The sequence below is a fragment of the Microbacterium sp. 5K110 genome (assembly GCF_005774735.1).
Lineage (GTDB): Bacteria > Actinomycetota > Actinomycetes > Actinomycetales > Microbacteriaceae > Microbacterium.
Genome location: NZ_VBUM01000017.1, coordinates 1 through 13,606 on the forward strand (window position 1 = coordinate 1; position 13,606 = coordinate 13,606).

At 70.8% G+C, this 13,606-nt stretch carries 12 protein-coding genes; 11 read left to right on the plus strand and 1 reads right to left on the minus strand.

Translation table 11 applies throughout. The features are described from left to right. The 11 genes from mltG to FE256_RS06220 form a co-directional block, all read left to right on the plus strand. The coding region (gene mltG / locus FE256_RS06170; protein WP_138173829.1) for an endolytic transglycosylase MltG at positions 1 to 1,308 on the plus strand (1,308 nt) is incomplete at its 5' end. Further along, positions 1,302 to 2,135: a shikimate dehydrogenase family protein gene (locus FE256_RS06175; RefSeq protein ID WP_138173831.1), complete on the plus strand. Its 834-nt coding sequence runs from the start codon at positions 1,302 to 1,304 to the stop codon at positions 2,133 to 2,135. The genes mltG and FE256_RS06175, both read left to right, overlap by 7 nt. 4 nt (positions 2,136 to 2,139) lie before the next feature. Continuing rightward, positions 2,140 to 3,366: a chorismate synthase gene (aroC, locus tag FE256_RS06180; RefSeq protein WP_138173833.1), complete on the plus strand. Its 1,227-nt coding sequence runs from the start codon at positions 2,140 to 2,142 to the stop codon at positions 3,364 to 3,366. Next, entirely contained in the window at positions 3,353 to 3,889 is a 537-nt protein-coding gene (locus FE256_RS06185) for a shikimate kinase (RefSeq protein WP_138173835.1), read from the plus strand. The genes aroC and FE256_RS06185 overlap by 14 nt, the downstream gene beginning before the upstream one ends. Beyond that, the gene (aroB, locus tag FE256_RS06190) at positions 3,886 to 4,962 is read left to right on the plus strand and encodes a 3-dehydroquinate synthase (RefSeq protein WP_138173837.1); all 1,077 of its coding nucleotides are present in this window, start codon (positions 3,886 to 3,888) and stop codon (positions 4,960 to 4,962) included. Before FE256_RS06185 ends, aroB begins: the two co-directional genes overlap by 4 nt. Continuing rightward, complete coding sequence (gene aroQ / locus FE256_RS06195; RefSeq protein ID WP_138173839.1) at positions 4,959 to 5,417, plus strand: type II 3-dehydroquinate dehydratase; 459 nt, start codon at positions 4,959 to 4,961, stop codon at positions 5,415 to 5,417. Before aroB ends, aroQ begins: the two co-directional genes overlap by 4 nt. Before the next feature lie 81 nt (positions 5,418 to 5,498). After that, positions 5,499 to 6,059, plus strand: a complete 561-nt coding sequence (efp, locus tag FE256_RS06200) for an elongation factor P (protein WP_138173841.1) — start codon at positions 5,499 to 5,501, stop codon at positions 6,057 to 6,059. Positions 6,060 to 6,061: 2 nt separating this feature from the next. Beyond that, entirely contained in the window at positions 6,062 to 6,472 is a 411-nt protein-coding gene (gene nusB / locus FE256_RS06205; RefSeq protein ID WP_138173843.1) for a transcription antitermination factor NusB, read from the plus strand. Positions 6,473 to 6,587: 115 nt separating this feature from the next. Further along, positions 6,588 to 9,539 (plus strand): DEAD/DEAH box helicase, encoded by a 2,952-nt coding sequence (locus tag FE256_RS06210; RefSeq protein WP_138173845.1) that lies wholly within the window; start codon positions 6,588 to 6,590, stop codon positions 9,537 to 9,539. An 86-nt stretch (positions 9,540 to 9,625) separates the two neighbouring features. Further along, positions 9,626 to 11,203 (plus strand): Rieske 2Fe-2S domain-containing protein, encoded by a 1,578-nt coding sequence (locus FE256_RS06215; RefSeq protein ID WP_138173847.1) that lies wholly within the window; start codon positions 9,626 to 9,628, stop codon positions 11,201 to 11,203. A 3-nt stretch (positions 11,204 to 11,206) separates the two neighbouring features. Beyond that, positions 11,207 to 11,602, plus strand: a complete 396-nt coding sequence (locus FE256_RS06220; RefSeq protein ID WP_138173849.1) for a VOC family protein — start codon at positions 11,207 to 11,209, stop codon at positions 11,600 to 11,602. Between the two features lie 247 nt (positions 11,603 to 11,849). On the opposite strand, the gene FE256_RS06225 is transcribed toward FE256_RS06220, so the two are convergent. Further along, entirely contained in the window at positions 11,850 to 13,457 is a 1,608-nt protein-coding gene (locus tag FE256_RS06225; protein ID WP_138173851.1) for an HNH endonuclease signature motif containing protein, read from the minus strand. Positions 13,458 to 13,606: the final 149 nt, after the last annotated feature.

Consider the following 13,606-nt stretch of genomic DNA (forward strand, 5'->3'; position numbering starts at 1 on the left):
GAGCACTCCCGCGCCGAGCGCACACCCCGGCCCGAGCCGTCGTCTCGGCCCGAACCGACACCGCAGCCCGTTCACGATCGCGAGCCCGTACTGGTTGGCGCGGGGGCCGCAGCCGCTGGAGGATCCGGCGGCGGTCGCCCGGCGGCATCCGGATCCCTGGAAGACCTCTTCGCGGGACACGCCAGCACCGACCAGGTGCGGGGGGCGGTCCGCGCACCGCGGCGTCGCCGACGTGCGGGCGGCTGGATCGCGCTGGCGATCGTGCTCATCATCCTCGGGGGGATCGCCGGGGGCGGCCTCGCCCTGTGGAACACCTACGGTGAGCGGGTCCAGGCGTTCTTCGGCACCGGTGAACCGGTCGATTTCGAAGCAGGCATGGCCACGGGAGAGGCCCGGGTCACGATCGTCTCGGGCGACACCGGCCAATCCGTGTCGCCGAAGCTCTTCGAGGCGGGGGTCACGAAGGCCTCCAATTCGCTCTACAAGTACATGGTCGACAACTCCGTCGCGTTCACGTTCCAGCCCGGCGTCTACAAGCTGCAGCAGCAGATGACCTCGGCCGCGGTCCTCGACGCGCTCCGCGACCCCGCCAACCGTCTCGACAACTCCGTGCAGCTGCGCGAGGGGCTCACTCTGCAGCAGTCTCTCGACGTGATGTCGGAGCAGCTGGGCATGCCGCGCGCCGATCTCGAGGCCGCGGTCGCCGACCCGTCGCAGTACGGCGTGCCGGCTACGACGCTCGAGGGCTGGATCTTCCCCGCCACGTACGACTTCGACGAGGGTGTCACCGCCACCGAGGTCATCCAGCGCATGGTGCAGCGGACGGTGCAGTCGCTCGACACCGCGGGCGTCCCGGAAGCCGATCGCGAACGCATCCTCATCGTCGCCTCGATCATCGAGCGCGAGGCGCGCAACCGCGACGACTTCTACAAGGTCTCGCGCGTGATCGAGAACCGACTGCAGCCCTCGAACCAAGAGACCTTCGGCAAGCTCGAGATGGACTCCACCGTCCAGTACGGTGCCAACGAGCTGGGCAGCGGGTCGGTGAGCACGTCAGAGGAAGCCCGCAACAGCGACAACCCCTGGAACACCTACATGTATCCCGGGCTGCCGATCGGGCCGATCGCCAATCCGGGGGACCTCGCGATCGATGCGGCCATGAAGCCCATCGACGGCCCCTGGCTGTACTTCGTGACCGTCAACCTCGACACCGGCGAAACCGTGTTCACGTCGACCTACAGCGAACACGAGAAGGCCGTCGCGCAGTGGCGCGCGTGGTGCGCGGACAACCCCGACGGCGGATGCTGACGCCCGTCCGCCTCGCCGTCTGGGGGGACCCGATCGACCACTCGCGGTCGCCGCTGCTGCACGCGGCGGCGTACCGCGAGCTCGGTCTGCCCTGGGAGTACGGGCGTCGGCGCGTCGCGGAGGCGGAGTTCGGCGCGGCCCTCGCGGAACGGGATGCCACCTGGCGCGGGCTCTCGCTCACGATGCCGCTGAAGAACGTCGCAGCCGCCGCAGCGGTATCCCTGGACGACGACGCGCGCCTCACCGGCGCCGTGAACACGCTGCGGTTCACCGCTGACGGACCCCGCGGCTTCAACACCGACGTGGGCGGCCTCGCGCGGGCTCTTCGCGAGATCGGGGTCGACACGCCCGAGCGGGTGCGCATCCTCGGCGCCGGAGCCACCGCGACCTCCGCCGTCGTGACCGCCGTCCGTCTCGGTGCGCAAGCGATCGAGGTGCGCGCGCGGCGGCCCGAGGCGGCCGCGCCGCTCGTCGCGCTCGGCGACGCGCTCGGAGTCCCCGTCACCGTGACTGCGCTGGCCGCGCCCGAGCCCGCTGGTGCCGACGTCACGATCGCGACGCTCCCCGGGGGCACCGACCTGGGCGACACCGCGAGCGTCCTGGCATCCGTCGGAGGACCGCTCGTCGACGTCGTCTACGGGAACTGGCCCACTCCGCTGGCGGTGGCGTGGCAGGAGGCCGGGCAGCAGGCCGTCAACGGACTCGGCATGCTGCTGCACCAGGCCCTGCTGCAGGTACGCGTGTTCGTCGGCGGCGACCCCGCGGAGCCGCTGGAGCGCGAGGACGCCGTGCTCGCCGCGATGCGCACCGCCGTCATGGGAGGATAGAGCCATGCTTCGCGTGCTCACGGCCGGGGAATCCCACGGCCCCGAACTGGTCGCCCTCATGGAGGGGATGCCGGCCGGTGTCCCGATCTCGCCCGCACAGATCCGTGCCGATCTGGCCCGCCGCAAGCTCGGCTACGGCCGCGGCTCGCGCATGAAGTTCGAGGAAGACGAGCTGACGCTGTCGACCGGCATCGTGCAGGGCTTCACGATCGGCAGCCCGATCGCGCTGCGCATCGGCAACACCGAGTGGCCGAAGTGGGTCGAGGTGATGAGCCCCGAACCCGTCGAGCTCTCCGACCGCTCCCGCGGACGCGGTGCCGCGCTGACCCGTCCGCGTCCCGGACACGCCGACCTCGTCGGCATGCAGAAGTACGGCTTCGACGAGGCGCGCCCGATCCTCGAGCGCGCGTCGGCCCGCGAGACCGCGGCGCGCGTCGCCCTCGGCGCCGTCGCCCGTGCGTTCCTCGGCGAGCTCGGCATCCGGCTCGTCAGCCACACGCTCTCGATCGGGCCCGTGCGCGTGCCCGACGACGCGGAGTTCCCCACCCCCGACGATGTCGACCGTCTCGACGCCGACCCGCTGCGGTGCTTCCACGCCGAGACGTCGGCCGCGATGGTCGCCGAGGTCGACGACGCGAAGAAGTCCGGCGACACCCTCGGCGGGATCGTCGAGGTGCTCGCGTACGGCCTCCCGCCGGGGCTCGGCTCCCACGTGCAGTGGGACCGCCGGCTGGATGCCAAGCTCGCCCAGGCCCTCATGAGCATCCAGGCGATCAAGGGGGTCGAGGTCGGAGACGGCTTCCTCACCACGACGCGCCGTGGCTCGCAGGCCCACGACGAGCTCTTCGCCACGGGAGACGGCATCACGCGGTCGTCCGACCGTGCGGGCGGCACCGAGGGCGGCATGTCGACCGGTACCGTGCTGCGCGTCCGCGCCGGCATGAAGCCGATCGCCACGATCCCCAAGGCGCTCCGCACCGTCGACGTCGCGACCGGTGACACCGCCGCCGCGCACCACCAGCGCTCTGACGTGTGCGCGGTTCCGGCCGCCGGGGTCGTCGCCGAAGCGATGGTCGCGATCACCCTCGCCGACGCGGTGCTGGAGAAGTTCGGCGGCGACAACGTCGCCGAGACCCGCCGCAACCTCGAGACCTACCTCGCGCACCTGCCCGAGACGCTGCGCACCACCGACGCCTCCGACGCGGCGCTGCTCGCGCATGACCTCGGCTGAGGCCCCCACCGCCGCACTCGTGCTCATCGGACCGATGGGCGCGGGCAAGACGAGCATCGGTCGTCGCGTGGCGCGGGCGCTCGGCCGGCCGTTCCGCGACACCGACAAGATCGTCGTCCGCGACCATGGGCCGATCCCCGAGATCTTCGCGGCGCACGGCGAGGCGCACTTCCGTGACCTCGAGCGCGCCGCCGTCGCCGAGGCCCTCTCCGCCGGCGGCGTGGTCGCACTGGGCGGGGGAGCGGTGCTGGATGCCGCGACCCGGGAACGCCTGGCCGCGCACCACGTCGTGCTGCTGACCGTCGCGCCGCACGTCGTGGCATCCCGCATCCACGGAGACGATCGCCCGCTCCTCGACGCCGAAGACCCCGTCGAGCGCTGGCTCCGCATCTACGAGGAACGCCGACCCGTGTACGAATCCACCGCGCACATCGCCTTCGACACGTCTTCGGGCCCCCTGGCCCGCGTCGTCGACGACATCGTGGCGTGGGCGCAGAGCGTCCCGACCCAGGAGACCCCATGACCGACACCACCACCATCTCCGTCGCCGGCGAGCCGGGATACGACATCACGATCGGGCGCGGGGTGCTGGCCTCCCTGAGCGAGAAGCTGCCCGCGAACGCGCAGAAGGTGCTCATCGTGCATCCGCCGACCCTGGCGGCGCAGGCCGAGTCCCTCCGCGCGCAGCTCGTCGGCGATCGGCAGGTGCTGCTGGCCGAGATCCCGGATGCCGAGCAGGGCAAGCGCGTCGAAGTCGCCGCGTTCTGCTGGCAGGTCATGGGTCAAGCCGACTTCACCCGAACGGATGCCGTGATCGGCTTCGGCGGGGGAGCGGTCACCGATCTCGCCGGGTTCGTCGCGGCAACGTGGCTCCGCGGCGTCGCGCTCGTCCAGGTGCCGACCACGGTTCTCGGGATGGTGGATGCCGCCGTGGGCGGCAAGACCGGTATCAACACCGCCGAGGGCAAGAACCTCGTCGGGGCGTTCTGGCCGCCGGTCGCGGTGGTGTGCGACCTCGACCTGCTCGACACGCTGTCGAAGAACGAAGCGACCGCCGGCTTCGCCGAGGTGGTCAAGGCCGGGTTCATCTGGCATCCGGAGATCCTCGACCTCATCGAGGCCGACCCCGAGAACATCGTCGACCCGCGCGGCGAGGCGTTCCGCCGGTGCATCGAGCTCGCGATCGATATGAAGGCCCGAGTCGTGGGCGAGGACCTGCGCGAGGCGGGCCTTCGCGAGGTGCTGAACTACGGCCACACCCTGGGCCACGCGATCGAGCACGCCGAGCGCTACCGCTGGCGCCACGGCGCGGCGATCTCGGTCGGCATGGTCTTCGCCGCGGAGCTGTCGCGCCTGGCCGGGCGCCTGTCCGACGACGTCGCGCAGCGTCACCGCACGGTGCTCGAGTCGCTCGGACTGCCGACGACCTACCGCGCCGGAGCCTTCCAGACGCTGAAGGCGACGATGCAGCGCGACAAGAAGAGTCGCGGCAGCATGCTGCGCTTCATCGTGCTCGACGACCTCGCCCGCCCGACGGTGTTGCAGGCGCCCGACGAGTCCCTGCTGTTCGCGGCCTACCAGGAGGTCGGCGCGTGAGCACGCCCCGCCGCCTGCTGCTCGTCAACGGGCCGAACCTCAACCTGCTCGGCACGCGCCAGCCCGAGATCTACGGACGCGACACGCTCGCCGACGTCGAGCGGGTCACGGCCGACGCGGCGGCCCGCCACGGCCTGGAGGTCCGCGCCGTCCAGAGCAACCACGAGGGCGCCCTCATCGACGCGATCCACGCCGCACGGCTCGACTGCGCCGGCATCGTGATCAACGCCGGCGGCTACACGCACACCTCCGTCGCACTCCGCGACGCGCTGGCATCCGTCGACCTCCCCGTGGCCGAGGTGCACATCTCGAACATCAAGGAACGTGAGAGCTTCCGGCACTTCTCGTACATCGAGGACGTCGCCGCCGTGCACGTCATCGGCGAGGGCGTCCCCGGGTACGCGCGCGCCGTCGACCTCCTCGTCGAGGTCATCAGCGGCCGCGCGGACGGCTGAGCACCCATCGCGTAGACTCGATCGCTGGGCGAGCGCCGACGCGACGCCCCCACCGACTCACGAAACGGAATATCGAACCTCATGGCATCCACTGCAGACATCAAGAACGGCGTCGTCCTGAACATCGACGGTCAGCTCTGGAGCGTCGTGGAGTTCCAGCACGTCAAGCCCGGAAAGGGCGGCGCGTTCGTCCGCACGAAGCTGAAGAACGTCATGTCCGGCAAGGTCGTCGACCGCACGTTCAACGCCGGCGCGAAGGTCGACATCGAGAACGTCGACCGTCGTGACTTCACCTACCTCTACAACGACGGCGAGGGCTTCGTCTTCATGGACGTCGCCGACTACGACCAGATCACCGTGGGCGCGGTGACGGTGGGCGACGCCGCGAACTTCCTGCTCGAGAACCAGCAGGTGCAGATCGCGCTCAACAACGGCAACCCGCTCTACATCGAGCTGCCGCCGTCCGTGATCCTCGAGGTCACCTACACCGAGCCGGGCCTGCAGGGCGACCGCTCGTCGGCCGGCACCAAGCCCGCCACCGTCGAGACCGGCTACGAGATGCAGGTTCCCCTGTTCCTCGAGACCGGCACCAAGATCAAGGTCGACACTCGCACCGGCGAGTACCTCGGCCGCATCAGCTGACCTTGAGCGCCCGTACCAAGGCGCGCAAGCGCGCCCTCGACATCCTGTTCCAAGCCGACGTCCGTGGCGAAGAGTTGCCCGTCATGCTCGCCGTCGAAGCGAAGCGTGCCGCCAGCGAGCCCGACCGTCAGGTGTCGTGGCTGTACGCCCGCGACATCGTCGACGGCGTGATCGACAACCGCGACGCGATCGACGAGCAGATCACCACGTTCGCCAAGGACTGGTCGCTGCAGCGCATGCCCGCCGTCGACCGCGCCCTGCTGCGCATCGGCACGTGGGAGATCCTCTACAACGACGAGGTGCCCACGGCGGTCGCGATCGACGAGGCCGTCGAACTGGCGAAGGAGTTCTCGACCGACGACTCCGGCTCGTTCGTGCACGGCGTCCTCGCCCGGATCGCCCGCTCGTCCTGACCCCCTCCGGCGTGACCCGACGCGGCCCCGACTTCTCGTCGGCGGCCGCGTCACGGCGTCTCCGACCGGTCGCTCCGCCGGCCGCGATGTCGGTGGCCTGCGCGAGGATCTCTTCATGACGTCGTGGCGCGGCCTGCTCCCCAGCGGCGAGCAGCCCGGGTTCGACGCGCTGGCCCTCGGGATCGAGCTGCGCCAGCGCGCCCCGTACGACCCGTCCCACTGGCAAGCGCGGTCGGTCGATCCGGTGACGCCCCGCATGCTCGCCCGCCGGCAGGACGACCTGCAGCTCGTCGCCCGGCCGCTCGTCCGGGGAGCGCGCGAGACCTGGATCCGGGCGGATGCCACGTGGGACGTGGTGCGCCGATCCGGCGGCCGCTTCGACCCGGCGCACGTGGGCTGGTTCGCCGAGTTGCACGCGCTCGCGCAAGCCATGCGCACCACGGGGCCCTTCGTCGCCGCGAGCGACACCGTCGCGCTCGACACCATCGCCTCGCCCCTGCTGTGGCCGCACCTGCGCGCGGCCGCAGGGCTCGGCATCCCGCTCGTGGCGATGCACCCGCAGCAGACGGTGCGGCTGGCCGACGCGGCGACGGCGCGCGTCGCGGTCGACTCCAGCGGCGACGGCGGGCTGCGGCTCTCATCCGTGGTCGAGATCGACGGGCAGACGACGGATGCCGCGCACGTGCGGCCCGTGGGCGGATTCGGCGTCTTCGCGTTCGAGATCGACCGCGACCCGATCCCGCTCGTGCTCGCACCGGTCGCGCTGCCGGCACCGCTGCCCGCGCTGCTGACGACGGGGCCTGTCGAGGTGCCCGCCGAGGAGACGGGGGAGTTCCTCGCCGAGGCGTATCCGCGGCTGGCCCGTCGGGTGCCGTTGGCAATCGGCGCCGGGGTTCCGGCGCCCCCTCCACCGCGGCCCACCCTCGAGGTGATGGTGACGTACCGCGACGACGACGCGCTCGAGTACGCCCTCGACTGGCTGTACCCGGGGCCGATCCGCGCCGCGTACGGGACTCCCGTCCTGGACGACGAGCGCGATCCCCGGGTCGAGGCGCAGATCGCCGGGCGGTTCGAAGCGGCGTGGGCCGAGAACGCCGACCTGCCGGTGCGCGCCCGCGCGACGCTGCGCGACGCCGACGCCGCGCTGTTCTCGACGCGACTGCTCCCCGCGCTCGACCTGCTCGCCGATGTGCGCGTGGTCACGCGCGGGACCGTTCCGGCGTTCCGTGAGCTGCGGGGCGACCCGTCGCTGTCCATCACCGCCGTCCCGTCGCCCGATCGCGACTGGTTCGACCTCGGCATCGTCGTCGTCATCGACGGGCGCACGATCCCGTTCGGCACGCTCTTCACGGCGCTCTCGCGCGGCCGGACGCGCATCAAGCTCTCCGACGGGGCGTGGTTCTCGCTCGCGCACCCCGCGCTCCAGCGTCTGCGCGACCTGCTCGACGAGGCCGCGAAGCTCGACGAGTGGGACGCCGGCCCGCGGATCCCACGCCGCCACCTCGCACTGTGGAGCGACTTCGAAGACCTCGCCGACGAATCCGAGGCCGCGGGCGAGTGGCGCTCTCTCGCGCGGGCGCTGCGCGACGTGTCCGAGGTGCCCGAGATCGCGACCCCGGCGGGCTTCCGCGCCGAGCTGCGGCCGTACCAGCGGGCCGGGCTCTCGTGGCTCGCACTCTTGCACGCGCACCGGCTGGGCGGCATCCTGGCCGACGACATGGGGCTCGGCAAGACCGTGCAGGTGCTCGCGCTCATCGCCCATGCGCGGGCCGCGGGAGAGCAGCGGCCCTGGCTCGTCGTCGCCCCGACGTCCGTGCTGCCGACGTGGAGAGCCGAAGCCGCGCGGTTCGCGCCCGAGCTGGTGGTCGTCACCGTCGAGGCGACCGCGGTGCGTCGCACGCGCACGATCGCGCAGCTGTCCGACGGCGCCGACATCGTCGTGGCTCCCTACGGCGTGGTCCGCACCGACGACGCCGAATTCGCCGAGCCCGACTGGGCCGGGGTGATCCTCGACGAGGCGCAGTTCGTGAAGAACCCCACGACCCGCATCCATCGCGCGGTCGCCGCGCTGCGGGCGGACTCGGTCTTCGCGGTCACCGGCACTCCGATCGAGAACGGCCTGGACGACCTGTGGGCGCTGCTGGCGCTGACCGCGCCCGGGCTGTACCCCTCGGCCCGGCGTTTCCGCGAAGAGTACGTCCGGGCGATCGAGCAGCTGCCGGGCGACTCACCGACCGAACTCTCCGCGGCGGCGGCCGACGCCCACCGCCGGGGAAGTCTCGCTCGGTTGCGGTCGCGCGTGCGCCCGTTCCTGCTGCGGCGGACGAAGGACGTCGTGGCCGCCGACCTCCCGCCCAAGCAGGAGCAGACGATCGCGGTGCCCCTGGGACCCGCGCACCGCGAGCTCTACGACCGCGTCCTGCAGCGCGAGCGGCAGAAGATCCTCGGGCTCCTCGACGACCTCGACCGGCAGCGGTTCATCGTGTTCCGCTCGATCACGCTGCTGCGCATGCTGGCCCTCGCCCCCGCCCTGATCGACGAGCGCGACGCGCACCTCGGTTCGGGGAAGCTCGACGTCCTGCTCGAACGCCTCGTCGAGGTGGCATCCGAAGGTCACCGAGCGCTCGTGTTCAGCCAGTTCACGTCGTTCCTCGACCTGGCCGCCGAGCGCTTGGATGCCGCGGGCCTGACGTTCGCGCACCTCGACGGTTCGACCGCCCGACGCGGAGAGGTGATCGACCGGTTCCGCGAGGGTGATGCCCCGGTTTTCCTGATCAGCCTCAAGGCGGGCGGCTTCGGCCTCACCCTCGTCGAGGCGGAGTACGTCTTCCTGCTCGACCCGTGGTGGAACCCCGCCGCCGAGACCCAGGCGATCGACCGCACCCACCGCATCGGTCAGACCCGCAGCGTGTTCGTCTACCGGCTCATTGCGGCGGGCACGGTCGAAGAGAAGGTCCTCGAGCTGCAGCAGCGCAAGGCCGCCCTCTCCCGCGCCGTGCTCGACGACGACGACGCGTTCGCCCGAAGCCTGGATGCCGACGACATCCGGGGGATCCTCGGGGACTGACGCGGGTCGGGATGCGGCCACCGCGCCCACCTCTCGCACAGCCATCGCCCGCGTAGACTCGACGGGTTCTCACGGACAGGAGCGACATGAAGATCACCGGCCTCGGCCACGCGGGAATGTTCATCGAGACGGCGGGCGGCAGCATCCTCTGCGACCCCGTCATCGGACCGAGCTTCTTCGGCTCGTGGTTCCCGTTCCCCGACAACCGTGCGCTGGACTGGGAGCGGTTCGGCGCGGCGGACTTCCTGTACATCTCGCACCGCCACCGCGACCACTTCGACCCGGCGATGCTGGAGCGGTATGTGTCGAAGGACATCAAGGTCCTCCTGCCCGAGTACCCCACCGACGACCTCGAGCAGGACCTCATCGCGCTCGGCTACACCAACCTCGTCCGCACCGAGGCGGGGGGGCCCATCCAGTACGGCGACCTGAAGATCATGGTGACGCCGCTGCGCGCACCCTCCGACGGCCCCATCGGCGACTCCTCGCTCTCTCTCGACGACGGCACCGCCTCGATCCTCAACCAGAACGATTCGCACCCGCTCGACCTCGAGAAGCTGATCGACTTCGGCACCCCCGACGCGTACTTCACGCAGGTGTCGGGCGCCATCTGGTGGCCGATGGTCTACGACCTGCCCCAGGACGCCAAGCAGAACTTCGCGCAGCTCAAGCGCGACGCGCAGAACAAGCGCGCGATGTACTACATCGAGAAGGTCAATGCGCCGCACGTGTTCCCGATGGCGGGCCCGCCGATGTTCCTCCGCGAGGCCCTGTTCCGCTACAACGGCATGGGCCTCGAGAACGACTCGATCTTCACCGACCAGCGCGAGTTCCTCGCCCACATGAAAGAGCTGCGGCCCGATCAGCAGGGCCACCTGTTCCTGCCCGGCACCGAGGTCGAGGTGCACGGGTCCGACGTCACGGTCACGCAGACGCTGTACACGGATGCCGAGATCGACCGCATCTTCGGCGACAAGTGGGACTACCTCGCCGAGCAGCGCGACAGCCGACAGGACGAGATCGCCGCGGAAGAGGCATCCCGTGCCGAGATCATCCCGCCGGCCGAGATGCTCGCGGCCTTGAAGGAGTGGTGGGAGCCGCTGCTCCGCCGCGCCCGCACGATCCGCAACGGGGTGGGCGGAATGGTGCGCTTCCGTATCGGCGAGCTCGACATGGTCGTCGACTTCCCCAAGGCGAAGGTGCGCGAGTACGCGGGGGAGGAGTGCATCTACTGGTACACGATCCCCGCCGATCTGGTGTCGACGAACATCCGCGACCACGAGATCGACTGGTCGAACTCGATCTTCCTGTCGATGCAGTTCGAGGTGGGCCGATCGGGCAAGTTCAACGAGTTCCTCACGACGTTCCTCAAGTGCCTGTCGCGCGACCGCATCGAGTACGTCGAGAACTGGTACGCCGAGCAGTCCGACCAGACCGAGGATGCCGAGATCGACGGCTGGACCGTCCAGCGCCGGTGCCCGCACCTGCGCGCCGACCTGACCAAGACCGGCAAGATCGAGGACGGCGTGCTGACGTGCTCGCTGCATGACTGGAAGTGGGATCTGGCCTCGGGTCGGTGCCTCACGACGACCGGTCACCCGATCCGTTCGACGCCGAGCGGGGAGCGCGCCGCCTCCGAGCCGGCCGAGGCCACCGCCCGCTGACCCGTGGCGGGCCTCCATCACGTCGAGATCTGGGTCGCCGACCTCGCGCAGGCACGCGCGGAGTGGGGCTGGCTCCTGTCGGCGGTCGAGTTCGAGCGTTGCGGCGCGTGGCCGGAGGGGGAGTCATGGAGCGCCGGCGACGGCGCCTACCTGACGCTGACTACCTCGCCGAACCTGTCCGGGCCCGTCCATAACCGGCGAGCGCCGGGGGTGAACCATCTCGCGTTCCTCGGCGGCTCTCGTTCGCGGGTGGATGCCGTGATGGAGGCCGCGCCCGCGCACGGGTGGCGCACCCTGTACCAGGAGCGGTATCCGTTCGCCGGCGGCCCGGAGCACTACGCCGGGTGGCTGGAAGACTCCGCGGGCTTCAAGGCCGAGATCGTCGCCGAAGAGGAGTGACCGACCGACGCGGGTCACTTGGCTCCGAGCGGGACCGTTGCGGTCGCCGTGAGCCTCGACGACGCGAGGCGACGCGAAAACGACGGATGCCACCCGGCAACGACGGATGCCACCCGACCGCAACGAGTGCGATGGGCGTCACGGCCACGAGGGCGTAGCGGGTGCGGCGAGCGCGGTTGGCTCTTCCTCACGCGTCACGACCTGCTCAGCGCGATGGCGGAAGCAATGTTCATCGAGGGGTGCCCGGTCACGCCGCATCGAAGCGGCGCGGTGACCTCGATCTCAACCGATAGGGCGGGCGCACCTCGCCCGTTCTCGGGTCGGGCGGAGCATGCAACCAGTACGTGTCCTGACCGGTCACCGGGTCTCGCTCGCGCACGATCTTCTCCCCGCGGTTGTGCAAACCCAGATGGTGGTTCCGGCAGAGAGGAACGCCGTCGTCGACGTCGGTGCGGCCGCGATCCTGGGCCCAGTGGTCGATGTGGTGCATCTCGCACTGGGAGATGGGGGCACGGCATCCGATCCCGACGCAGCCGCCGTCGCGCACGGCGATCGCGATCCGCTGCGCCCGCGTGAACAGCCGCTGGTGTCGACCGACATCGAGCGGTCGTCCTGCGTCGTCGAGGGAGACAGGAACCGCACCCGCATCGCAGAGGTAGCTCTCGACGACCCCGGCGGGCAGGGCTTCTCCACCATCCTCGAGGTGCCCGACGGCGCGGATCGCGACCTCGGTCCGCGCGCGCTCCTTCTCCGCCGCCCCGGGCCCCGTGAATGCCGCTCCTTCGACGACGATCCGCACCCCCGGCTGACGGTCGCCGAACGCCTGCGCCGGGTCGGCCGCGGCTCCCGTGCGCATCACCGCGATCAGCGTGTCGTAAGCGATCTGCTCACCCGACCGCTCATCGGCGGCGTCCCGGGCGTGATGGAACCCGGCGACGTCACGGGCGTCACGGACACCCTCGGTATCGCGGAGCCCCTGGGCGTTAGGGACCCCCTCGGCGTCACGCAGCCCGGGGTCATTCCCGGCATCCGCCTCGACGAACCGGGGCCCCCGCCGCGGACGCAACGCGGCCTGCAGAATGGCATCCACCCACGCCGCCGCATCGTCGTCGAAAACGAAGCGTCCGTGTCGCTGCCCGTGCTCGTCGACCCACGAGCGATACGACCGCGCGGCGAAGCGCTCCTCGAACCGCAGTGTCACGCCGACGGGGTCGAGCCGGTCCCGCGCAATCCGTGCGGAAGCGCGAAGCTCCTCGACCGGCAGATGCGGCGCCTCATCGATCAGCCTCTCGACGGCCGTCGCCCACGCGCGCGGCAGGAAGCCCGCATCGAGGTCGGGATATCTCTCGACCGGCGGCTCACCCAGCCCCACGCGGATCGCCTGGAACTGCGCCTGGCTGACGGCGCCGTCGCGGAGCGCATCGCTCAACAGCTCGAGCCACTCCGCGCACCCGCCGACGTTCTCGGGCACCCCACTCGACGCCGCCCCACGGGACCCGTCCTCGCGGTCGCCCGGGAGGACAGTCGTGGCACCGAGCAGATCGCCCCCTGTCTTCACCGACCGCGAGACCTCGCTCCTGCTCCGCCCGGTCAGCGATTGGAGCAGCTCCGCCGCCGTGCGGTGCCCCTGGCGTTGCGCCAAGCCCGCGACGCCCAGCTCTCGGGAAGACCGCGCGTCGATGACACGCGCCGCACACGCCGCCAGCACGTCGAGCGCATTCCGCGCAGAGGTGATCTCGCTCCTGACCCGCATGACCTGGCCATCATCGAGAGCAGCGAGCTCTCGCCCCGCGACCAGCGCGACGATGCGCTCGCTCGCCCCCAGGAGGCGATCCGTCAGCGCACGCATTTCCATAGAACAAATGTACGAACGAAACTCGACCGCCACCGGCCTCGGGGAGCGACACCACCCGACACCGATCAGGATTCACCCGCAGCCACCCGCTAGACTCGACCCAGAACCTCGGCAACCTTTAACCCCGTCCCGTGAGGCGGAGAAGGGAG